This is a genomic window from Paenarthrobacter sp. 4246, assembly GCF_040546855.1.
In the GTDB taxonomy this organism is placed as follows: Bacteria; Actinomycetota; Actinomycetes; order Actinomycetales; family Micrococcaceae; genus Arthrobacter.
On record NZ_JBEPOP010000005.1, the window covers coordinates 145,148 to 168,136 of the forward strand.

Consider the following 22,989-nt stretch of genomic DNA (forward strand, 5'->3'; position numbering starts at 1 on the left):
AGAGTGAATTCGTGAGTAGAGCCACGTCCTGGGACCATCCCGCAACTTCCTTGTACACAGACCACTACGAACTGACGATGCTTCAGGCCGCTTTGCATTCCGGCGCCGCGCATCGCCGGTCGGTCTTCGAAGCCTTCGCCCGGCGGCTGCCGGACGGACGGCGCTATGGCGTAGTGGGCGGCACCGGCCGCCTGCTGGAGGGGATCGCCGACTTCCGCTTTGGCGACGCCGAGCTCGCATTCCTTGAGAAGAACAAGGTTGTCAACCAGGAAACCCTGGACTATCTGGCCGACTACAAGTTCAGCGGCGACATCTGGGGCTACGCCGAAGGCGACGCCTATTTCCCCAACTCCCCCATCCTGATCGTGGAATCCACCTTCGCAGAAGCCTGCATCCTGGAGACCTACATCTTGTCCGTCCTCAACCATGACAGCGCCATTGCGTCCGCCGCTTCACGCATGACCTCTGCCGCGGGCACCCGCCCCTGCATCGAGATGGGCTCCCGGCGAACCCAGGAGGAATCGGCGACGGCGGCCGCCCGCGCCGCTGTAATAGCCGGCTTCGCCAGCACCTCCAACCTGGAGGCCGGACGACGCTACGGCATCAAGACCGTGGGCACCGCGGCACACTCCTTCACCCTCCTTCACGACACAGAGCGGGAGGCCTTCGAAGCCCAGATCGCGGCTTTCGGACCCGGGACGTCCTTGTTGGTGGACACCTACGACGTCGAGGCGGCGGTCCGCACTGCGGTGGAACTCGCCGGCGACAAACTCGGCGCCGTGCGCCTGGATTCGGGTGACCTGATTGCACAGGCCCAATGGGTCCGGCAGTTGCTCGATGACCTCGGCAATGTCAACACCAGGATTGTGGTGACCTCGGACCTTGACGAGTTCGCCATTGCCGCCCTGCAGTCCGCCCCAGTGGACTCCTACGGCGTCGGCACCTCCTTGGTGACAGGTTCCGGCGCCCCGACTGCCAGCATGGTCTACAAGCTGGTCAGCCGCACCAATGATTCCGGTGATTTCATCTCCGTGGCCAAGGCCGCCAAGAACAAAGCCAGCGTGGGCGGACGCAAATACGCCCTCCGCAAGCTCAATGAGCGAGGCCGCGCCACCCAGGAGGTCGTGGGCATCGGACACCGTCCCGAAGACGACGGCAACGACCGCGTGCTGCTCCACCAATTCGTCAAGAACGGGGAGGTACTGCCGGGCTGGACCGGCCCGGAAGGCGTCATCCGTGCCAAGGAACAGCACGCGGCCACAATGGCCGAGCTGCCCGCCGTCGTCAACCGCCTCCAGCGAGGCGAGGCCGCCATCCCCACCGTCTACGAGGAGAACTGATGTCCCGCGCCCTGATCATCGTCGATGTCCAGAATGACTTCTGTGAGGGCGGCACGCTGGCCGTCGAAGGTGGTGCCGCCGTCGCCGGAGCCATCACCGAATACGTGGACGCCAACCAGCAGCACTTCGACCACATCGTGGCCACCCAGGATTGGCACATCGAACCGGGCGACCACTTCTCCGATGACCCCGACATGGTGGAGTCCTGGCCTCCGCACTGCCGTGCCCGGACCAAAGGCGCGGAGCTTCACGAAGACCTGGACCCCGAGTACATCCAGGCCTATTTCCGCAAAGGGCAATACACAGCGGCCTACTCCGGCTTTGAAGGTGTCCTCGCCCCCGAAGACGACGTTCCCACGGGAGACCTGAAAGCCGGGGCCGCCGTTGCCGAAGTCCTCGACGAGGATGCCATTGGCCTCGATGACTGGCTGCAAAGCCACGACGTCGAAGACGTGGTGGTGGTGGGCCTCGCCACCGACTACTGCGTCAAGTCAACAGCGCTGGATGCCGTGCAGGCAGGCTACAACACCACCGTCATCGCCGGGCTTACCGCCGGAATAGCCGAAGACCTCACCGATGCGCTGGACGAAATGGAAGCAGCCGGCGTCGACGTCGAACGCGACTGAAGCTGACAGCATTGCAGCAGAAAAGCCAGGGGGCGCCGCAACCGCGGCGCCCCCTGGCTTTTCTGCAGATGATGGTCCTGCTACTTCCTGCCGATGAACCAATCCTGGAGCTTGCGCAGGCGGGCCTGCAACTGCTCCTCATTGGCCTGCGCCACCGCCGGGCCGCCACACACCTCGCGAAGTTTGGTGTGCACTACTCCGTGCGGGGTGCCGGTACGGGCAGCCCACGCAGCGACGTTCTTGGCCAACTCGTTCCGGAGATCCATGAGCATCCGGTGGTCAGGCACGGCCGGTGCAGCCGCAGCCGCCAGCGGTGACTGGCGTTTCTTGCGCGACTGCTGGTCGTGCTGGCGTTGACGCAGCAGCGTTCCCACTTGCTCGGCGTCGAGGAGCCCGGGAATGCCCAGGAAGTCCAGTTCATCATCGGAACCGATATCCGCTCCCGTGCCGAACTCGCCGCCATCAAAGAGGACGCGGTCAAACGACGCTTGGGAGTCCAGTGCTTCGAACTTGCCCTTGGTGAGCTCGTCCGATGCCTTGTCCTCACGGTTGGCCTCGGCCATGAGGTTCTCTTCGGGATTGAAGAGACCGTCCTCATCCTTCTCCGGGCGGTCCAAAGCGTGGTCCCGCTCTGCCTCCATGGTGTTGGCGAGGATCATCAGGGGCGGCACGGAGGGAAGGAAGACCGACGCCGTCTCGCCCCTCTTGCGGGCACGCACAAATCGTCCCACGGCCTGTGCGAAGAACAACGGCGTGGAGGTGGAGGTGGCGTAGACGCCGACAGAAAGGCGCGGGACGTCAACGCCTTCGGACACCATGCGGACCGCAACCATCCAGCGTTGTTCACCCGCGGAGAATTCCTCGATCTTGCTTGAAGCCTTGGAATCGTCCGAAAGGATCACCGTGGGCGACTGGCCCGTGATCTTCTTGAGCTGGCCCGCGTAGGCGCGGGCGTCGTCATGGTCCGTTGCAATGACCAGGCCACCGGCGTCCGGCACCGTCCGCCTGACCTCGCTGAGGCGCTTGTCTGCTGCGGCGAGGACGGCAGGGATCCACTCGCCGGTGGGGTTCAACGCCGTGCGCCACGCCTGGGAGGTGATGTCCTTGGTAACGGCAGCTTCACCCAGCGAGGCCGCCATTTCGTCGCCTGCACTGGTACGCCACCGCATCTGGCCCGAGTAGGCCATGAAGAGTACAGGGCGGACCACATGGTCCCTCAGCGCATTGCCGTAACCGTAGGTGTAGTCGGCCTTGGAACGCCGGATGCCGTCCCGGTCCTCAGCGTATTCAACAAACGGAATGGGCGAAGTATCCGAGCGGAACGGCGTACCTGTCAGTGACAGGCGCCTTGCGGCCGGATCAAATGCCTCACGGAGGCCATCGCCCCAGGAGAGCGCTTCACCCCCGTGGTGGATTTCGTCCAGGATGACCAACGTGCGCGCCGCTTCAGTCTTGGCGCGGTGCAACATGGGCTTGCTCGCCACCTGCGCGTACGTCACGGCGACGCCCACAAAACCACGGCCGTGCTGGCCGTCGGAGTTCTTGAAGTTGGGGTCGATCGCAATGCCCACCTTGGCTGCGGCATCAGCCCACTGCCGCTTCAAGTGGTCGGTAGGAGCAACAATCGTGATCCGGTTGACCACGCCGCTGTCCAGCAGCGTGGTGGCAATGCGCAACGCGAAGGTGGTCTTTCCGGCGCCGGGCGTCGCCACGGCGAGGAAGTCCTTGGGGTTGCGGGTCATATAGAGGTCAAGGGCCTCCTGCTGCCAGGCGCGGAGCTTGGGAGCAGTTCCCCAGGCGGCCCGTTCCGGGTACGCCGGAGGCAGGGATGGGCCACCGAAAAGTGTTTCTGTCATGCTGACCCCCCAGGCCTGATGGCAGCGACCATTACCTCCAGCCCGGCAGGAACGCCGGGCTGGAGGACACGGTAACGATCAGAAGGGACCTGTGTTCGCTTCCCACCCACTACTTGGAGTTGCCCGGGCCGCCGTTTTTTCCACCGTCGTTGCCGGGGCGGAGACCTTCGTAGATCTCCTTGCACTCCGGGCAGACCGGGAACTTCTTGGGGTCCCGTCCGGGCGTCCACACCTTGCCGCACAAGGCTATGACCGGCTCGCCGGTCAACGCAGACTCCATGATCTTTTCCTTGCGGACATAGTGGGAAAAACGCTCGCGGTCGCCGGGTTCCACTTCCTGGCGCGTTTCCTCGCGCTCAATGGTGGCAGTGGACGTTCCGGCTCCGGAAAGCTCGCGCATGGGGTCGTTTTCGAATGGATCCGGAGGAAGCGTAGTCATGCCAAACATCTTACCGTCTAGATGCCCTGCCACTTCGGCTTGTTGTCGTACGTGTGCCGATAATAATCAGCCAATTTCAGCGATGACGCGGCCGCCTCATCCACCAGAATTGTTGCGTGGGGGTGCATCTGGAGGATGGATGCGGCACAAATCGCGGCCACGGGTCCTTCCACGAAATCACGCACCGCTTGAGCCTTTTGGGCACCCGTTGCGACCAGCACCACATGCCGGGCATCCATAATGGTCCCCAGCCCCTGCGTCACTACGTGGTGGGGAACATCATCGATGCTGTCGAAGAAGCGGGCGTTGTCCTTCCGGGTCTGCTCAATCAGTGTCTTGATCCGCGTCCGGGATGCCAAGGATGAACCCGGCTCGTTGAAACCGATGTGCCCGTCGGTGCCAACGCCCAGGATCTGGAGGTCCACGCCACCTACGGCCTTGATGGCATCCTCGTAGTCCTGGCAGGCTGCCTCCAGATCCTTGGCGGCACCGTCCGGGCCGTGCACGTTTTCCGGCTTGATATTCACCCGGTTGGTGAATTCGCGCCGTATCACTTCCCGATAGGACTCGGGGTGTCCGGCCTCGAGGCCTACGTACTCGTCCAATGCGAAACCGTGCGCCTGGCTGAAGTCCAGTCCCCCGGCATCGTAGCGGCGCGCGAGTTCGTCATAGACAGGCAGCGGAGAGGACCCGGTAGCCAGGCCCAGCACGGCATTCGGCTTGCGGCGGACCAATGCTTCAATGGCATCGGCTGCAAGCGCACCGATCTGCTTGGTGCCAGGGAGAATGACAACTTCCATCGTCACGGCCTTTCTTGGTAAGGGACTTCGAGCTATCTGACAGAGACGTTATCCCATGTCCCATCTATGGGCATGGTTGTTACGTGGCTAACGGTTCACACTGAGCTGCGCGAACATTTCCGGACCCCGCGCGTCCAACCATTTTCCACCGAGGCGGATGCCCACGATGAAGAGGATCACACCCAGTGCCGGGCCTGCCACCAGATTGATCCAGCCAGCCTCCGGCCCGCCGGTGAAAGCCTGGACTGCCACCAGCGCAAGTTCCGGAACCAGCAGGAGGGCCAGGAGGCCCATCCCCACCGCCTGGACGGCCAAAGTCTGGGCAACGTTTCCCGGCGGCTTCTTGAAGGGGCTGTCGCCCGGCAAAGGGACGGCAATGTTGTATCGGGCCGAGATGACTGAAGAAAGCCCCAAGCCGGTGAAAAGAGTTCCCAGGGACAATCCCAGGAGGTTGGGCAACCACTGCCAATCCCCCGTCACGAAGAGCGGCCCCACTGTGAAGAGCAGCACTATGGGAAGCGATATGGCCAGGCAGGCCAAGGCCCGCCCAAGCCTGTCGTCGACTCCCCTGACACCCGCCGCGAGATGGAGGGCAAAAGCAGTGCTGTCATAAGAGACATCAGCGCAGATGGACCATGCCATGACGAAAGCGGTCAGCGGCCCCAGAATCATGAGCAATCCATAACTGCCGCTCTGTGCGCCCCCGAAGTAGAACAGCACAGGGAACATAGGAACAATCACCAAGGACGCCGCATACCTCGGATCCTTCAACCAGTAGATCAGTGCCCTGGCAGCAACCGCCCCCGACGGCGTCCCCGGGAGCAGGCCGAACAAGCCCAGCTTTCCGCCCTTCCTGGCAGTGCCTCCCGAGTAGGCCGGCGTCACCAGCGCACGCTTCAGCAGCACATGCCAGCAGAGGAGGAGTACGGCAATGGTGGCCGCCGCGATCAGGAACTTCAGTCCAGCTGCAGCGGGATTACCAGAGTCGATGTCGCCGCCAAGGGACCAGGCCGCACCCAGGGGCGTCCACGACACCGTTCGGGCGAGCACGGGAAGGTAGTCGGCGCTACCGCGGACACCGTCCACTACGCCCACCATGATGGGGCCCAACAGGACCAAGGGGATGAACACAATGATGCTGCTGACGTCCTTGAAACGCCTCGAAGCCGCCAGGCCGGCTGTCGCCGTGGTGACCACTTTGGACAGCACGATGCACGTCAGGGCACCGAGGACGGCCCCCAGCAAGGCGCCGGTGACCGCCGGAACACTGCGCCACCAGGTTCCAACCGTTCCCAGTGCGGCAATCAAGGTAGCCAGGCCGGGAATGCCGATGAAGCCCGCGAGGGCAAGGCCCGTCAAGAGCTGTTTGGAAGGTATGGCGAAGGTGGTGAACCGCGCAGGGTCCAGGGTCATGTCAGCCGCCGAAGCAACGAGCGGGATGATGGCCCACCCTAGGATTGTGGCCGCTCCACCCAATACCACTACAGTGTGGGCGATCTCCGGATCAGCCAACCGCAGTGCTATGAGGCCTCCAACCAGGAGAACCAGCAATCCCAACGCATACAGGAGCCCCAGTGCCATGCCCACCAGCTGCCACGGACTGCGCTTGAACCCATTAAGGAGCAGGCGCCACTTGAGGCTTAGAAGGTGCGCAACCATTCCAGGCCCTCCGTCCGGTGTCCGCCGCCCACCAACTGGACGAAGCGTTCCTCCAGCGTCGAGCCGTCGCGGACCTCGTCCACGGAGCCCGCTGCCAGGACGCGTCCACCAGCCACCACTGCGACGTGGCTGCACATGCGCTGCACAAGGTCCATCACGTGGCTGGAAACAATGACCGTACCTCCGGAGGCGACGTATCCCTCCAGGATGCCGCGGATGTTGGCAGCCGACACGGGGTCCACTGACTCAAACGGCTCATCAAGGACAAGGAGACGCGGTGCATGGATGAGAGCGGAGGCCAAGGCGATCTTCTTGGTCATGCCGGCGGAGTAATCCACCACCAGCGAACCGGCATCGGCCTCAAGGTCAAGGGCAGCCAGCAACTCAGGAACACGTGCCCCGACAACGTCGCGGTCCATGCCGCGTAGCAGTCCGGAGTACGTCACCAGTTGCTCGCCCGTCAGCCTGTCAAAAAGGCGCACCCCATCAGGCAGGACCCCCATGAGCTTCTTGGCCTCCAACGGGCGGGCCCAAACGTCGACCCCATGGATCAAGGCGGTGCCAAAATCCGGCCTCAGCAGACCGGTGGCCATGGACAACGTGGTGGTCTTGCCTGCACCGTTGGGACCGACCATCCCGTAAAAGGATCCGGCAGGTACTTCCAGGCTGACGCCATCGACGGCGATCTTGTCACCGAAGCGCTTGGCCAGGCCACGGATGGACAAGGCAGCCCGCGGCGCTGACGCAGCCGACCCCTCGGAAGCCTGGGTTGCGGGGGTCTGTCCGGGGACTAATGGCGGTGCGGGGAATTCTGGAGTCGAGGCAGCCTGTGGCGGCGCGGACGTGGGCATGGGTTCATGGCGTGGTTCCGTCATGTGACCAGCCTAACCTCGCCGTACCGGAGCCGGATCCGGTTCTAGAAGCCGTGGCGGGGGACGGCCCGCTGGTATTGCGGAACCCAGGGGATGTCATGGCCGAGTTCGTACGCAGCCCTCAGCCACCAATGGGGATCGCGCAGGGCCGCCCGTGCCATGAACACGGCATCCGCCCTGCCGTTGGCAACGATGTCCTCGGCCTGTGCAGCACTGGTGAGGAGCCCCACCGCACCAGTGGGGACACCGGCGTCGCGCCTTATCTGTTCGGCGAACCCGGCCTGGTAGCCAGGCACGGCCCTGATTTTCTGGTGCGCCACAGCGCCGCCGGAAGAGACATCCACGAGGTCGACGCCGCGACCGGCAGCAGCGCGGGCCAGGCGGACTGATGCCTCAACGTCCACTCCCCCGTCAGCCCAATCGGTAGCGGAGATCCTCAACAGGAGCGGCATGGAGTCCGGGATGACGTCGCGGACCGCGTCCACCACAGTGAGCATGAGCTTGTTCCGCCCCTCCTCGTTTCCACCCCACCTGTCCGTCCGGGTGTTGATGAGGGGGCTTTGGAACTGGTGCAACAGATATCCGTGGGCGCTGTGGATCTCCACGGTGTCAAAACCCGCAGCAACGGCCCGTGAGGCCGCGGCGGCAAAGTCGTCCACCACGGCAAGGATGTCCTCTTCGCTCATGGCAGCCGGCGCGGCATAGCCGTCAAACGGCTGGGTGGCAGGTCCAACGGTGCCCCACCCGCCGTCGGACGACGGCACGGAACCTGACTGATGAGCGAACGGCCAGTACGTCGAAGCCTTGCGCCCTGCATGGGCCAGCTGCGCGCCGATCCGGCAATCCACTGCGCCATGCCGGTGGACAAAATCGACAATGCGTTCCCAGCCCGCAGCCTGCTCATCGGAGTACAGTCCGGCGTCCAACGGACTGATCCTTCCCACAGCGTTAACCGCCGCGGCCTCGCTCATGATCAAGGCGGCACCACCTGCGGCGAAAGAACCGAGGTGCATCAAATGCCAGTCGTTGGGGACGCCTTCTCCTGTACCGGGATGACAGCTGTACTGGCACATGGGCGAGACCCATCCCCGGTGCGGAATGGTGAGTGAGCGCAGCTGCAGCGGGGAGAACAGCGCGGACGGCACTAGAAAAGAACCCTCGCGAGTCCTTGACGGGCCTTGGCCACCCTCTCGTCCGAAGTTCCGACGACCTCGAAGAGCTCAAGGAGCCGGACGCGCGCGGTCTCGCGTTCCGGACCGAAATTCCTGCCGATGAACGTGATGATGCGGCTGAAGGCGTCCTCGATGTGTCCCCCGGAAACGTCAAGGTCGGCGACGCCCAACTGGGCGTCAATGTTGTCCGGTTCCCGGGCGGCAAGGTCACGGAGGTTTTCTGCCTCCGGAGCGGAGAGGTTCTCCAACCGGGCCATGAGTTCAACCTGGGCCAGTCCGGCTTTGGCGTCGGCGTCGGCCGGCTGTTCAAGGAGGGCTTGCTTGTAGGACGCAGCTGCTCCGGCGTAGTCACCGGCCTCGATCGCGTCGATGGCGGCCTGGTGCAGGGGCGGGAGGGGCTCAGGCCCGGCGTCTTCACCCTGGGCTGCGGCGTCCCCGATGCTACCGGTGACCCCGTTGGCGGCAGCTACCTTGAGGAGTTCGTCCACCAGGTCCTTGATCTGCGCGTCATCGGCAGGACCTTGGAAAAGAGGAACCGGCTGGCCTTTCACCACGGCCACCGCCGTGGGGACAGCCTGCACCTGGAAAGCCTGGGCCAGCTGCGGGAAGGCGTCGACGTCGGCCGCGGCAAGAACCAGCCGCCCGGCGTAACTCGCCACCACGCGCTCAGCGGAGTCAAGGACTGCGGGTGATTCCGGTGCATAGCGCGACCAGAGAAGGAAGAGAACAGGAACCTGCGCAGACAGCTGCACCAGATCCTGGAAGTTTGTTTCGGTGGCATCCACCCGAAGGGGCGCCCTGCCGGCGCCACCATTGGTTTCATCACCGTTGGGGGTACCGCCGTCGCGCGCAGCACCGTCCGCGGAAGCGGAGGCTGGCGGCGCGGGAGGTGCGGCCGGGCGGCGCAGTGACGAGAGGTCAACGGCGCCGCGAAGGTTGAGCTGGCTGGCAGCGGCTGGAGTGGGTCGGTATCCGGGCGAACTCATACCATCCACTCTAGCCGCTGCCCTGCAGCGGAATTGCCTATTTGAAGCTTGCCCCTACCAAGCCACGGGTGGCAGCTACGAGCTTCATGGGGTCGGCAGATCCTGCCGGCGGAATGTACACCGCCACGGACTCGGCGAAGTTCAGCACCATGCCGGTAGTAGTCTCCTTGCCCCCGGCAAAGACGGCGGAATCGTCTTCAAGCAGGAGTTTGTCTCCTGCTGCCTTGGGCGTGCCCTCGAAGGCGAAGTCCAGGCGCCCTACAACCAGCGCACCGCCGTCGGCAGTGCGCAGCACTACGGTCTGGTTGGGCACGGGTGTGTGGGTGAACTTGAAGTTGGCGCTGGTCCCGTTCTTCACGGTGTCTGCCTGGTAGGCAAGGGCACCGGCGATGTACGGGGACGCCTGGCCGTCGGCCAGCTTGCTCCGGTTCGGGGAATCAGGCGTGGTCAGCATTTCAGCCAGAATGCCCAAGGCCTCGTTGCCGCTGTACGCCAAGCCGGTCTTGTCGGCGGCAGGCACAGGTTCGGTTCCTTCACGGGGAACCGGGAACGACGGGAAGTTGGTGCCCGGCTGGAGCGGGGCACTGCCCCAGAGCTTGTAGTTTTCGCGGGGCGAGAGCTGAACCAGCGTCAGGACCTGCGGCACAACGTTGCCCTCGCCCTGGGTCAGGGCAAAGACTGTACGCGGCCACTCGCGCTTGGTGCTGATGACGCTGCTCTGGAGCTTGGTGGCCCGGACGGGCATACGGGCTTCGTAAGCCGACACAGCGGTGCGGACCTTGTAGTTCTGCGTACGGATCTGCAGTTCCATCTTGTCAACGCGGGGAGCCAGCTTGGCTGCATCCTTGGCAGCGTCAGCAGCATCAACCGTGCTGGCAACCTGTTCCAGGATCCGCTGCAACTGGGATTCCAGCAGCACGGGGGTGCCGCCTTCACTTTCGGCAGGAGCTGCGGCAGAAGAGGTGGGGGTCGCCTCAGGCGTGGTGGTTGCCTGGGCGGCGACAGCCGTGCCGCCTACCATGACCGCGGCCAAAGCGGCAGCAATGGCGGTCACCCGGAGCGCAGGGCCCTCGGTCTCCGGACCACGACGACGGCCGGCGTCACCTGACGTCGACTGGACGGGCAGCGTGGTGGTCTCCCCGCCATCATGCGGCTCGTCGTCCTGGCCGTCCTTACGGCGGTTGGACAGTGCTTTGGCGATGAAGGGCAGGGCCGCACCCACCAGGATGATGATGATGCCCAGTACGATCAGCGGCACGGCCCAGGGGGTGGTGGCGTTGTTCGGGAACGTCATGGAAATCGACGACGGCGCAGGCTGGGTTCCGTCTGCGGCTACCAGCAGGGACCACTCGCCATCAGCAGGAGGGTTCCAGGTGTAGTCAAGCTCGCCGCTGGCGTCTTCGGTGCTGACCCACAGATCGGATCCCGCCGGGGAGGGAGCCGTTGCTTCGCCGTCCACCGAGGAGGCTTCCAGTGACTTCTGGTCTGCCGACACGCCGGTCAGCGTGGTGTGGGCAGTCTCACCCACCCAGGCTTGGACGTCGTCCGGTCGTCCGGTGGCGACCATGAAGTTGCCCTCGCCCTGGATCTTGATCTTCACTGGCCCCTCATGGAGGGCAATCAACTTTGGGTCGATCACCGTCAACGGGGCAGCTTTGGTATCACTGGGAACCGAGGCGGTTACCGTCTCGGAGGGGGCCCAGAAAGTCAGCTGGCCAATGCCGGCCAGCATCGTCAGCAGGCCCAGCAGCACCAGCAAGGCTGCAGTCTTCAAACGCACAGGATCACCTATCATCAGCGGTCGTTGAACTTCAAGGGTAACCGTTTTGTTATCAGAGAGTCAGATCGGGGTGATCTCCCCAACATCGGGAAAACCCCGCCATCGCGCCGCCATCGCGGCATTCCGAGCTCCTGATAGTGTGGCGATGATCATGATAACCGGGCCATTCAGAGCCTGAATCAGCCCTTTACCACTAATGAAAAGGCAGCAAAACCGCGTGAAAGACCACTTGGAGCCCCGTCCCACCGATGAGCCAGGGTCAAGTGCGGTGGATGCTTCCTCGGACGGCACTGCCGCAACGGTTCCGGTCCGCACCGGACGCCTTGCCGCCCTCGGGCGCAGGTTGAAGCAGCCCATTCCCGGAGCCCGCAACCGCGTACGTTTCGAAATGCCCCCGGAAAACGAAACCGACGAGGGTCCCGGAGGCCTCCGGCCCGAAGACGACCACGGCTTCGGCGCCCCTGGACCGCGAATGTCATCCCAGCACCCCCTCTATGTGGGCTTCATGGGGACCGCCGGTGTCGGCATTGCCCTTGCAGTGTTCTATATCGCCAGCAACACCACCCAGCTCATCCTGTGGATCGTCGCTGCACTCTTCATAGCTCTGGGCCTGGACCCCGTAGTCCGCTGGCTTGAGTCCCGCAGGGTCCCCCGGCCGGCAGGCATCCTGATCTCCGTTTCAGCCCTTGTCCTGGCGGTGGCCGGGTTCTTCGCAACCCTGATTCCCACCATCGTGGAGCAGGTATCGGAGATCGTCCGCCAGGCCCCCGAATGGATCCGCGGATTCCTCGACTCGGACTTCTTCCGCAACGCCGACAGCCAGTTCGGCGTCCGTGACCGGATCACCACCGAACTGGATAAGTTCGTCAAGGATCCCGAGGCAATGGGCGGCATCTTCGGCGGCGTGGTCGGCTTTGGCTCCACGGTTGCCAACGGCCTGTTCGGCTCGCTGATCGTACTGGTCCTGAGCCTCTACTTCCTGGCGGCCCTGCCGTCCATGAAGAAGTGGGCTTACCGCCTCGCTCCCCGGTCCCGCCGTCCCCGTGTTGAGGCTCTTTCAGAGGCGATCACCGATTCTGTGGGCAACTACGTGATCGGCCAAGCCTGCGTTGCTCTCCTGAATGCGATCTTCGCTTTCATTGTGATGACCATCCTGGGCATCCCCTTCAGCGTCCTGCTTGCCTTTGTGGTGGCCCTGCTCGCCTTCATTCCGCTGGTGGGCGGCATGATCGCCGCCGTCGTGGTCATCCTGGTGGCCCTCACCGCCGGATGGCAGACCGCCGTTGTCTACGCGATCGCCTACTTCGCCTACCTGCAGTTCGAGGCGTACTTCATCTCGCCACGCATCATGCAACGTGCCGTGGCCGTTCCGGGAGCCGTGGCTGTGATCTCGGTGATCGCCGGTGGCAGCCTGCTCGGCGTCCTGGGCGCGCTGATCGCCATTCCCACCGCGGCGGCCATCATGCTGCTGATCAAGGAAGTGTTCATCATCCGCCAAGACCGGCACTGACCGCGTTTCCCACAGTGTTTATGTACAGAAAATGTCCCTTATCCGCGAGGTTAAGGGGCATTTTCTGTACATAAACTCTTCTCCTCCGCGGCCGAACTATCCGTTCGCTACCGACCCCGCCCACTCGCGGGGCAAGCCGTCAGCGCCCGCACCTGCGGGAGTGACGTCGTCGACGATTTCATTCAGGACGCGTGCCGCGTACTTCTCGCCCACCCAGAGGTGCTTGGCACCGTCGACGCCGACCAACCGGGCCTGTGGCACCAGGCTGAACCGCTGGGCTGCTTCGGCAGGCTGCAGGTAGTCGTCATGCTCCGGCACCAGGACTGTGAGCGGCTTGCCGGAGGCGGCCCACTCCTTCAGGTGGACATCCGTTGCGCGGTGCAAGGGCGGGGACAGTAGAACCGCACCTTCGATCTCCGGCGCCACCGACTCCACAGCGCCGTACATCAAGGCAAGTTCGGTGCCAAAAGACCAACCGACGAGCCAGCGGTTCGGCAACCCCCGCTCGACAGCAAAGCGCACTGCCGCCTCCACGTCGTAGCGTTCCCCGATCCCTTCTTCGAAGTGGCCATCGCTGGTACCGCGCGGCGACTGTGTGCCGCGCGTGTTGAACCTGAGCACAGCCACACCGGCCAGCGCCGGGAGCCTGTACGAGGCCTTCCGGTAGACGTGGGAGTCCATGAAGCCGCCGTGCGTGGGCAGCGGGTGGAGAGTGATCAACGTCGCGGTGATTTCTCCCGATTCCGGCAACGCCAACTCCCCCAGCAGCACCTTGCCGTCCTCGGTGGTGAACTCCACATTCTCGCGTCGGGCAGGGAGGACCGTTGAAGCACGGATCTCCGAGGGCGCATCCTGCGGGGCGAACACGAACGAGGCGGGGTCGAAAGTCATGCTTCCAAGCCTAGCGAATCAGCGGTAGCGATACGTCCGGCCCGTCCAGCAGTTGCTGTGCCAGTGCCTGCGTTCGGCCAGCCCAGCGGCCTGTCCGAACAGGTGGCTGTCCGACCACACCACCAGGTGCTCGATGCCCGGCAGGATGGGCATCGAGCAGCCCGGGCAGATGTACTGCTTTTCCGCCTTCCTGGCGGTCATGGTGCGCACTATCCAGTCCCCATCGGGGGCACTTTCGCGACGGGCAATTCCACCCCTGGCCCTTTCAAGGTCCAGCTCAGGCGTCGGCTCCGCCCATTTGCCACCGGCACTGCCGGAGCGTCTGCTGGGCGCGTTGCGACGAGGGCGGTTGGAGCGGGGCATGCTTCCATTCTGCCCCAGCCACGCTGTTGCAGATGGTGAGACGGTAATGTGGGGCGGGTGCGACTCGTCATAGCCCGTTGTTCTGTTGATTACGTTGGCCGCCTCAAGGCCCACCTCCCCCTCGCCACCCGGCTGCTGCTGGTCAAGGCCGATGGCTCTGTGCTGGTGCACTCAGATGGCGGCTCCTACAAGCCGCTGAACTGGATGAGCCCGCCGGCCACTCTCCGTGTGACCACGCCGGAAGAGACGGACGTGGAGGAAGGCGTGGTGGAACAGTGGACTGTCCAGTCTGCCAAAACCGATGACCGCCTGATCATCAACATCTACGAGCAACTGCACGACACCTCGCACGAGCTCGGCACCGACCCCGGCCTGATCAAGGATGGGGTGGAAGCGGATCTTCAGCGACTCCTTGCGGAACAGATCGAGACCCTCGGTGCCGGCTACTCCCTCATCCGGCGTGAATACTTCACGGCGATCGGTCCGGTCGACATCCTGGCCCGGGATGCCAACGGCGCCACAGTGGCCGTTGAACTCAAGCGGCGCGGCGACATTGACGGCGTCGAACAGCTGACGCGGTACCTTGAGCTGCTCAACCGCGATCCCCTGCTGGCACCCGTGCGCGGCATCTTCGCCGCACAACAGATCAAGCCCCAGGCAAAGGTCCTGGCCAACGATCGCGGGATCGCCTGCGTGACGCTTGATTATGACGCCATGCGGGGCGTGGATGACAGCGAGTCCCGGCTCTTCTAGCTCTTCCTCAGGCACATGTGCCGCAGGCCACTAGAATCGACATCATGACTGCCGCAGATCCTCTGTCCTCTTCTTCCGCGCCAAGCCACCAGATCATCAAAGGCACGATTGTCAGTGACGGCGAGGTGGTGGAGGACGGCCTGGTTGCCATCGAAGGCGACAGAATCGCCTACGCCGGAGCCGCAGATGGCTTTGATCCGGAATCATTTGAGGGTTTCCAGAGCGCCGTCCGTTTGGGAGTCCCCAGCGGCAGCTACCTGATTCCCGGGCTGGTGGATGTTCACTGCCACGGTGGCAACGGCGGCGACTTCCCTGGCGGGGAAGAGGCATCGGCGCGAAAAGCCGTCGACTTCCTGCACCGTTCGGGAACAACAACGTTCCTGGCCAGCATGGTGACCGCGCCCCCTGAGGACCTCCTCCGTGGCATCCAGCTGTACGTCAAGCTTGCGGACGAAGGCCTCGTAGCCGGAATCCACCTCGAAGGCCCGTTCCTGTCCCATGCCCGCTGCGGAGCCCAGAACCCGGACTACTTGCTGGAACCGGACCTGGACCTCATGGAGGAGCTGGTCGGCGCCGCCGCCGGCAAGCTGGCCACCATGACGTACGCCCCCGAGCTTCCGGGCGCTGCCGCGCTGGTGGACGTGATGACCTCCCACGGCGTCACCCCTTCGCTGGGCCACACGGATTGTGACGACGCCACGGCGGCGGCGTCGCTGGCCGCCGCCCGCGAAGGGCTGGAATCAGCAGGATTCGACGGCGTCAGCTCACTTCCCACCGTGACGCACCTTTTCAATGGGATGCCCCCGCTGCACCACCGCGCGCCGGGTCCGGTTGCTGCCTGCCTGCGGATGGCGCAGGAAGGAAAGGCCGTGGTGGAGCTCATCGCCGACGGCACACATCTGGCTCCCAGCACGGTAGCCACGGTCTTCCAACTGGTAGGAGCTGCCAATATTGTCCTGGTGACGGACTCCATGGCCGCCGCCGGCCTTTCGGACGGCAGCTACATGCTTGGCCCCTCCCCTGTGACCGTCAGCGATGGTGTCGCCACATTGGATGCCACGGGGTCAATCGCAGGTGGCACCGCCACCCTTCTGGAGGTTGTCCGTAAAACCGTAGCGGCCGGCGTCGAACTACCCGAAGCCATTTGTTCCGCCACGGCGGTACCTGCAGCGGTCCTTGGACTTTCCGACGAAATAGGCGGACTGCGCCGTGGTCTGCGGGCGGACATCGTTGTTACTAACGAAGATCTTGAACTCACTGGCGTGATGCGCAACGGCTTGTGGCTGTCACAGCGCTAATTCAATGCGCCGCGTTACCTTCTTTTTACCGAAAATTTTCCAGAATTGCCCAAAAGACCGTTGACCTCCGGCAGGGCACATGAAAGTGTTGTAGCAGTCTTTGTGTAGGTGGTTTTCATGCTCGCAAGACGAGTTGCGAGCGTGAAGCTCCTGCGAAACCAACCGGTATCCCCGGACGGAATCCAAGGTCTTCTCGCGGAGTAACAAAGCCGGTACGAGGTGTATCGGACTGATGTTCCATAATGAGGAGAAATACATGGCACTGGGAACCGTCAAGTGGTTCAACGCTGAAAAGGGCTTCGGCTTTATCACCCCGGACGACTCGGATGGGGACGTTTTTGTTCACTACTCCGAGATCCAGACCGGTGGCTTCAAGACCCTCGATGAGAACCAGCGCGTTCAGTTCGAGATCGGTCAGGGCGCCAAGGGCCCCCAGGCAACCGGCGTTACCGTCGTCTAGCCTTACCTGTTGAATTCTGCTGGTTGCAGATTCAACAAACACATTGACCCCGGCTTTCGCGTCGGGGTCAATGTGTTTAAGGCCAATAGTGCCCGATATTTCGACAACATCTGTTACTAACAATGAAGAAAGGCGCTCTGGCCTTGGTGAATGGGGGTTGAATATTCAAGCAACGAGGGTCCGGAGGAGCCGGGCTGAATGGCGTACCGACAATCCGGGCAGATAGGCGCGGCTTAGTGCCCGCCCCATTGCCGGAAGGTGCAACGGGTCCTGGTAATACATGTACAGCGTTCGGTACTCGGGCTGGAATCTCGACTTAAAAGAAGCCAATGACCTGAATCCATAAACCGGTTCCAGTGCCTGCCCCACGGCATCCAGAATTCCCGCCAGTCCCTCAGCCTGCTGTTCGATCTCGCCCTTCTCCCTGGCCAAGGGCGAACCGGACAATGAAATGACCTCTACGGAGCCACGCAAGTGCAGGATGGCCGAGGCAATCAGGAATTCCATGACTCCCGGGAAGGTGTCCCCGCGTCGCCTCATGAAGTCCAGCGTCCAACTGACAACCCGGCCGTCCTCGTATACCGGAAGCCAACTGGTGACCCCGTAGACGAACCCCACATCATCAACGGCAACGCAGCACAGGACGTCGTCGTCCTCCAACTCGTCCAAGCCGCCCAAGGTGAAGCCCATTTCAGGAATTTTCTTCTGGGCCGCCCACTCCTCCGAGACCTCAGTGACTTGGGCGCGCACGGCGTGCGATAGCTCCGAGTAGGGGCCCCAGTTGGCCGTTATCCCCAGTTTTTTGGCACGGTTCAGCGATGTCCTGACGTTCTGCCACTCCTTACCCCGGAATTCCAGGCCCCTGATTCGCAGGCGGGTTTCCTGGGCAACAGCAACCCTGCGGAAGCCCCGCGCTTGAAGCATGGGCCACAGCTCATCCGTGCAGGAGTAGAAGCACGGTATCAACGCCTGCTGCGTGCAGAACTCGAGGAAACCCTTGGCGGTTTCCAGACGATATCCGGCAGGCCCAAAGGGGCCAGCCAACGTCAAGGCCACGTGACCATGCTGTTGGTAGGCCACTCCCCCGGTGCCGTTAGCGTTGAACCAATACTTGTTGGGTTCCCAGAGCGCCATCCAAGACAACGAGTCACCTCCGGATTTGACCAGGGTGCGGGCTCTCTGGCGGGCTTGGTGGTCGAGTCCGCCGGAGTGGTGTCCACGGATGAGCAGGATCCATACGCCTACCAGCGCCACCAACCAGAACACCGTTCCGGAGTACGAGAAGAGGAACACCTCCAGGACATCTCGTTCGGCGAAGACCTTCCGGTAAACGCCCGGCAGTGGAACGGGCAGGTACTGCCGGGCCAATTCTGCAGCCAAGCCCAGCAAGCCGCCGTCGCGGTCCATGCCGCCGGAGGCCAACCACACCGCAGTGTAGGCGAGGCTAAGCCCTGCCCCGGTCAGGCCTACCAACCAGAAGATTCTGCGCCGGAGTCGATCCGACGACACCACCCTGAAGTGGCCACGGTAAACAAAGAGCAGCACAGCCAGAGCCAGCGGTACCAAGACGAGCGGTATCAGGTGTACCACTGCCGAGTTCAACATGGGGACGTGAGGACGCCCCTGCAGCCTGGGCATCCCGGCAAAGAGGCCCAGGTAGATCGTTGACAACGCCACCACTACCAGTTGGACCCCGATCGCGATGCCCAAGGCCAGCCGGCGTCCACGTCTCATGCCGTCGGCACAAATGAGCAGCAGGACAACGGGCACCACTGCCAGCGCCAAACCAAACGGGCCCGTGTAGCCTTGGCGACCCACCTCCAAACAGGCAACATCAATGGTTCCCCCGCAGTTGCTTTCCAATTGGCTGAGCGTGGGCAGAGGATTCAGGATGACGTCCCGCAGCAATGCGAGGGGACCGGACGGACTCTTCGCTGCAGCGGTCACAATGGGACCCACTGCGAAGATTGCCATGGTCAAGGACAGAAGGTTCCGTACTTCCCTGCCCGTAGAGCGGTGCAGATGGAGATGTCCCTGGCTGCTCTGCATCCACCACCCTGCGGCTAAACCGATCAGGGCCCCCAGGAAACCCACCACCGTCTCGGCGTGCCCCACGTAGAGCACCAAGAGCAAGGAAACCGAAAGGGCCACCGTGCGCAGGCGCCTTTGCCACAGCGTAGGGAGCAGGGCGCTGGCTGCCAAAGCAGTAGCCAGCGCTGCCCCATAGGGGCCAATCAGCCGGCTATCTACCATCCGCGACAGCCAGCCGTCATCTGAGTGCTGCGCCACTTGGGTGACCAGGAGGAAAGCCGACACGCAGGCGAACTGGGCGCCCAAGAACACACCCGCAGTTTTGAGTGACCCCAGGTGCCGCTCGGCAAGGCCCAGAAGAAACACGATCATCAGGATCGCTGTGGCATAAGCCAGCGGATTGGTGGTGAAGAACAGCGACGTCCAGATGGACCACCATTCTCCAGACCGCAGGCCATCGAGTGAAACGCCGGCGAAGGCAAGCCACGGCTCCGGCGGACCGGACAGGAAGCTGCCCGAAACCAGGGACAACAACACAAACAAGCCCAGCACCAGCAGGGTGAACGGCGTGGCCCGTACGTGCCTGCCCGCCTGCAGCAAGGCCGGCTTGATCACACCCTTGAGGGCACGGCTCACCGGGACAGCTCCCAGCGGTCGGCAAGGAAACCCAAGGCCCCAGGCATCCCCCGGACAACAGCGTCCCAAGAGTGTCCTGCATGCTGAATGGTATGTTCTTCTGTTGCGAAGCCCGCGCTCCGGGCAGCCTCAGCGAGCTCATGCATGTAGTCGGAGAACTCGTGGTCAGTTTCGCCGGCCGTGAGGTAAACACCGCTTCCCGCATAAGTGCGTTGCTGCATCAAGGCCAAAGGCGTCCTCGACTCGAAAGCCGTTGCATCGCCGTCGAACGAGTCCTGAATTGTCTTGTTTCGATCCTTGGCCAACGCCGGTTCCCGTTCCGCCGAGAACGCGAGCACTGTGGGAAAGAGCTCCGGGTGGGCTGTGCCCATCTGCATGGCACATGTACCCCCAAACGAGAAACCGCCCACGGCCCACAGCCGGGGGTCATCCGAGACGTCCAGCGTGGAGGTGATCCAGGCCGGAACATCCTTGGACAGATATGTGTCCACAGGGGCAATCAGGCTATCCATGCACATGGTGTTGGCACCGCTTGACCCGTTCGGATCCACCACCACCGTCACCGGAGCTACTCCGTGGTGGGCTTCAGCGAAGCGGTCGAGTTGGGAGCGGAGTTGGCCGCCCGTCAACCAGTCGGCCGGGCCACCGGGCTGCCCTGAGAAGAGCACCAATACAGGCAGCCTGGGGCGGGCTTCGGTTTGATACGCGGGAGGAAGGTAAATGTACGCTTCCCGTGCAGTGAAACCGGAAGTGGTCCCGGGGATGTCGGCCTTGCGCAGAATTCCGCTGGCCGGCATGGATTCCGTCGCTTTCCACCCCTTGACGGCTGGGCCGGGTTTACTGTCCGGACTCCGTTGAAGCCCAGCCTCCAACGGCTGGATGCGGGCCACTGCAGTACCCAGCAAATCTCCCACTGAGTTGTTCAGCCCGAAGTAGAGATTCACTTGGACGGCACTCAAAAGGACGACACCCAGCATCGCCAGGGCGCTGAGGGAGCGGCCCTTACCGGAGTTGCGTGGAAAGCGGGCTGCGCAGAGAAGGATAGCCGCGACAGCCGGCACAGACCATGCAAGCGTTTCAAAGGGCAGGTTCTCTGAAAAAGTCGCCATGAGATCCACCAGCATCCAGTGGACCAGCGCCACGATGCCGGCAGAAACAGCAAGGGAGCCCACAACGACCAGAGGCCAGGAGCGTCGTCGTCGCCAGAGCAGGTACATTCCACCGGCTGCACCGCAAGCAATGCTGAACCAGAGGAACGGACCACCAACCAGGCTGACGTCGTAAAGAAAATCCATATCGCCTAGCGCCAGGTACCGACGCCGATGACCGGACCGGCCTCCAGCCAGGAGGACAACCCTGCGTAGGCGTCGAAGTTCATGGCGAGCATGAACTTCTTGCCTTCGTACTGCAATTCAACAACCACAACGCCGGGCTGCACCCTGACGAGTTCATCTTCCGTGGGTTGGCGGCGGCCCAGCAGTTCGAGCGAACTGCGCGTAAATCTGTGCTTGGGGATCACGCTCAGGGACATCAAGCGGAACCACTCCAGCTCATTGTCCTGATAACGACAAACCCCCATCTGCCAGCTGTTTCCAGCCATGCAAATGGAGGCGTCTACCGTGCCCAGGGCACGCCGCAGGTTGAAGCGGCGCACCCCGAACAGGCACAGTGAAATGATCAGCAACGTAAACGCTGTTGCCAGGGCGATGAACGGAATAAGGGAATCGTCCATCAAGGTCGTGCTATCGGGTCCCCGCTGTAGCCGCTTCGCCCAATTTGGCGTTGTCAGCAACAATGACCACGCGATCGTTGTCAACGGAGAAGAATCCGCCGTCGACCACTACCGCGATACGGTCACCGGAAACCGGCTGGATTGCCAGCTCGCCCTCAGCCAGGATGGCCAGAAGGGGCGAGTGGCCCGGCAGGATTCCGATTTCACCATCGCTGGTGCGGGCCTTCACCATCTTGGCCGCGCCGGACCACACAAAGTGGTCCGCTGCGACAATCTCAACCTCAAGCTCAGCCATACTACTTGGTCTGTTCCTGGATCTTGGCCCACTGGCGCTCGACGTCATCCAGGCCGCCGACGTTGAAGAACGCCTGCTCTGCAATGTGGTCCAGCTCGCCGTCGCAGATGGCCGTGAAGCCTTCAACGGTGTCCTTGATGGAAACGGTGGAGCCCTCAACGCCAGTGAACTGCTTGGCGGTGTAGGTGTTCTGGGAGAGGAACTGCTGGATACGACGTGCACGCGACACGACGATCTTGTCCTCTTCAGACAGTTCGTCAACACCGAGGATGGCGATGATGTCCTGGAGTTCCTTGTTCTTCTGCAGGATCTGCTTAACACGGACTGCCGTGTTGTAGTGGTCCTTGCCGATGTACTGGGGATCCAGGATGCGGGAGGTCGACGTCAGCGGGTCAACGGCCGGGTACAGACCACGGGATGCGATTTCACGGGAAAGTTCCGTGGTCGCGTCGAGGTGTGCGAAGGTCGTGGCCGGGGCCGGGTCGGTGTAGTCATCAGCCGGCACGTAGATGGCCTGCATCGACGTGATGGAGTGACCCTTGGTGGAGGTGATGCGCTCCTGGAGGAGGCCCATCTCATCAGCAAGGTTGGGCTGGTAGCCCACAGCGGACGGCATACGGCCGAGCAGCGTGGAAACTTCCGAGCCTGCCTGGGTGAAGCGGAAGATGTTGTCGATGAAGAGCAACACGTCCTGGTTCTGGACATCGCGGAAGTACTCCGCCATGGTCAGAGCCGACAGGGCCACGCGCAGACGCGTTCCCGGCGGCTCATCCATCTGGCCGAACACAAGAGCGGTGTCCTTGAGGACGCCGGCCTCTTCCATTTCAACCCAGAGGTCGTTACCTTCACGGGTACGCTCGCCAACACCGGCGAATACGGAAGTACCACCGAAGTTGCGGGCAACACGGGTGATCATTTCCTGGATCAAAACGGTCTTGCCAACACCGGCGCCGCCGAACAGGCCGATCTTTCCACCCTTGATGTACGGGGTGAGAAGGTCGATGACCTTGATACCGGTCTCGAGCATCTCCGTGGAGCCCTCGAGGGATGCGAAGGCCGGAGCCTTGCGGTGGATCGGCCAGTAAGCGTCAGCCTTGATCTCGGATTCCTCAACGTCCAGCGGCTTGCCGAGAACGTTGAAGATGTGGCCCTTGACGCCGTCGCCGACGGGCACGGAGATGGGGGCGCCAGAGTCCTGCACGGTGGTACCGCGGACGAGTCCGTCAGTTGCCTGCAGGGAGATGGCGCGGACGAGGTTGTCACCCAAGTGCTGGGAGGTCTCGAACGTGATGGTCTTCGTCTGGCCGTTGAGAGTGATCTCAGTGGTCAGAGCGTTGTAAATCGAGGGGATTGCGTCAGCCGGGAATTCGACGTCGACAACCGGACCAATAACACGGGCAATGCGGCCGGTGGCACCGGCCGTTGCTACGTGTTCGGTAGCAGTGGCAGTCATCTCTCTCACTTCACTCAGTAGATGGCGTGGGGTTAAG

At 63.0% G+C, this 22,989-nt stretch carries 21 protein-coding genes; 6 read left to right on the forward strand and 15 right to left on the reverse strand.

Annotated features, from left to right (window positions below):
* The first annotated feature begins 11 nt into the window (after nt 1-11).
* Together ABIE35_RS11065 and ABIE35_RS11070 are read left to right on the forward strand one after the other, a co-directional pair.
* Entirely contained in the window at nt 12-1,340 is a 1,329-nt protein-coding gene (locus ABIE35_RS11065; protein ID WP_354514882.1) for a nicotinate phosphoribosyltransferase, read from the forward strand.
* Complete coding sequence (locus tag ABIE35_RS11070) at nt 1,340-1,966, forward strand: isochorismatase family protein (protein ID WP_354228368.1); 627 nt, start codon at nt 1,340-1,342, stop codon at nt 1,964-1,966. The genes ABIE35_RS11065 and ABIE35_RS11070 overlap by 1 nt, the downstream gene beginning before the upstream one ends.
* Before the next feature lie 80 nt (nt 1,967-2,046).
* Here ABIE35_RS11070 and ABIE35_RS11075 read toward each other — a convergent pair whose 3' ends face one another.
* From ABIE35_RS11075 to ABIE35_RS11110, 8 genes are all read right to left on the reverse strand, one after another.
* A complete protein-coding gene (locus ABIE35_RS11075; RefSeq protein ID WP_089595518.1) occupies nt 2,047-3,822 on the reverse strand; it encodes a DEAD/DEAH box helicase in 1,776 nt (591 codons plus the stop codon).
* 109 nt (nt 3,823-3,931) lie between these two features.
* Nucleotides 3,932-4,270, reverse strand: coding sequence for a DUF3039 domain-containing protein (locus ABIE35_RS11080; RefSeq protein WP_017200120.1), 339 nt, complete (start codon nt 4,268-4,270; stop codon nt 3,932-3,934).
* 8 nt (nt 4,271-4,278) lie between these two features.
* Nucleotides 4,279-5,061 carry a glucosamine-6-phosphate deaminase gene (gene nagB, locus ABIE35_RS11085; RefSeq protein WP_354514885.1) on the reverse strand — a complete coding sequence of 261 codons (783 nt, stop codon included), beginning with the start codon at nt 5,059-5,061 and terminating at the stop codon, nt 4,279-4,281.
* Between the two features lie 87 nt (nt 5,062-5,148).
* The gene (locus ABIE35_RS11090; protein ID WP_354514887.1) at nt 5,149-6,720 is read right to left on the reverse strand and encodes a transporter; all 1,572 of its coding nucleotides are present in this window, start codon (nt 6,718-6,720) and stop codon (nt 5,149-5,151) included.
* Nucleotides 6,702-7,595, reverse strand: coding sequence for an ABC transporter ATP-binding protein (locus ABIE35_RS11095; protein WP_354514889.1), 894 nt, complete (start codon nt 7,593-7,595; stop codon nt 6,702-6,704). Before ABIE35_RS11095 ends, ABIE35_RS11090 begins: the two co-directional genes overlap by 19 nt.
* 41 nt (nt 7,596-7,636) lie before the next feature.
* Nucleotides 7,637-8,737, reverse strand: coding sequence for an NADH:flavin oxidoreductase/NADH oxidase (locus tag ABIE35_RS11100; protein ID WP_354514891.1), 1,101 nt, complete (start codon nt 8,735-8,737; stop codon nt 7,637-7,639).
* Nucleotides 8,737-9,750, reverse strand: a complete 1,014-nt coding sequence (locus ABIE35_RS11105; protein ID WP_354514894.1) for a tetratricopeptide repeat protein — start codon at nt 9,748-9,750, stop codon at nt 8,737-8,739. Before ABIE35_RS11105 ends, ABIE35_RS11100 begins: the two co-directional genes overlap by 1 nt.
* 37 nt (nt 9,751-9,787) lie before the next feature.
* Nucleotides 9,788-11,545: a DUF8094 domain-containing protein gene (locus ABIE35_RS11110; RefSeq protein ID WP_354514896.1), complete on the reverse strand. Its 1,758-nt coding sequence runs from the start codon at nt 11,543-11,545 to the stop codon at nt 9,788-9,790.
* 202 nt (nt 11,546-11,747) lie between these two features.
* On the opposite strand from ABIE35_RS11110, the gene ABIE35_RS11115 reads away from it, so the two are divergent.
* On the forward strand, nt 11,748-13,040 hold the full coding sequence (locus ABIE35_RS11115) for an AI-2E family transporter (protein WP_354514898.1): 1,293 nt from the start codon (nt 11,748-11,750) through the stop codon (nt 13,038-13,040).
* A gap of 96 nt (nt 13,041-13,136) precedes the next feature.
* Here ABIE35_RS11115 and ABIE35_RS11120 read toward each other — a convergent pair whose 3' ends face one another.
* Together ABIE35_RS11120 and ABIE35_RS11125 are read right to left on the reverse strand one after the other, a co-directional pair.
* Entirely contained in the window at nt 13,137-13,931 is a 795-nt protein-coding gene (locus ABIE35_RS11120; protein ID WP_354514900.1) for an alpha/beta hydrolase, read from the reverse strand.
* An 18-nt stretch (nt 13,932-13,949) separates the two neighbouring features.
* On the reverse strand, nt 13,950-14,294 hold the full coding sequence (locus ABIE35_RS11125; protein ID WP_354514901.1) for an Rv1322 family protein: 345 nt from the start codon (nt 14,292-14,294) through the stop codon (nt 13,950-13,952).
* Between the two features lie 57 nt (nt 14,295-14,351).
* On the opposite strand from ABIE35_RS11125, the gene nucS reads away from it, so the two are divergent.
* From nucS to ABIE35_RS11140, 3 genes are all read left to right on the forward strand, one after another.
* Nucleotides 14,352-15,047, forward strand: coding sequence for an endonuclease NucS (gene nucS, locus ABIE35_RS11130; RefSeq protein ID WP_354514903.1), 696 nt, complete (start codon nt 14,352-14,354; stop codon nt 15,045-15,047).
* A 44-nt stretch (nt 15,048-15,091) separates the two neighbouring features.
* Nucleotides 15,092-16,345 carry an N-acetylglucosamine-6-phosphate deacetylase gene (nagA, locus tag ABIE35_RS11135; protein ID WP_354514905.1) on the forward strand — a complete coding sequence of 418 codons (1,254 nt, stop codon included), beginning with the start codon at nt 15,092-15,094 and terminating at the stop codon, nt 16,343-16,345.
* A 256-nt stretch (nt 16,346-16,601) separates the two neighbouring features.
* The gene (locus ABIE35_RS11140; protein ID WP_018776337.1) at nt 16,602-16,805 is read left to right on the forward strand and encodes a cold-shock protein; all 204 of its coding nucleotides are present in this window, start codon (nt 16,602-16,604) and stop codon (nt 16,803-16,805) included.
* Between the two features lie 165 nt (nt 16,806-16,970).
* Here the strand turns inward: ABIE35_RS11140 and ABIE35_RS11145 are convergent, their stop codons facing one another.
* The 5 genes from ABIE35_RS11145 to atpD are packed head-to-tail and all read right to left on the reverse strand — an operon-like array spanning nt 16,971 to nt 22,952.
* A complete protein-coding gene (locus ABIE35_RS11145) occupies nt 16,971-19,472 on the reverse strand; it encodes a bifunctional lysylphosphatidylglycerol flippase/synthetase MprF (RefSeq protein WP_502921382.1) in 2,502 nt (833 codons plus the stop codon).
* Nucleotides 19,469-20,767, reverse strand: a complete 1,299-nt coding sequence (locus ABIE35_RS11150) for an alpha/beta hydrolase (protein WP_354514907.1) — start codon at nt 20,765-20,767, stop codon at nt 19,469-19,471. Before ABIE35_RS11150 ends, ABIE35_RS11145 begins: the two co-directional genes overlap by 4 nt.
* Before the next feature lie 5 nt (nt 20,768-20,772).
* The gene (locus ABIE35_RS11155; protein WP_354514909.1) at nt 20,773-21,204 is read right to left on the reverse strand and encodes a DUF2550 domain-containing protein; all 432 of its coding nucleotides are present in this window, start codon (nt 21,202-21,204) and stop codon (nt 20,773-20,775) included.
* Between the two features lie 10 nt (nt 21,205-21,214).
* Nucleotides 21,215-21,499: a F0F1 ATP synthase subunit epsilon gene (locus ABIE35_RS11160; RefSeq protein WP_089595531.1), complete on the reverse strand. Its 285-nt coding sequence runs from the start codon at nt 21,497-21,499 to the stop codon at nt 21,215-21,217.
* Nucleotide 21,500: 1 nt separating this feature from the next.
* Nucleotides 21,501-22,952, reverse strand: coding sequence for a F0F1 ATP synthase subunit beta (atpD, locus tag ABIE35_RS11165; RefSeq protein WP_089595532.1), 1,452 nt, complete (start codon nt 22,950-22,952; stop codon nt 21,501-21,503).
* Nucleotides 22,953-22,989: the final 37 nt, after the last annotated feature.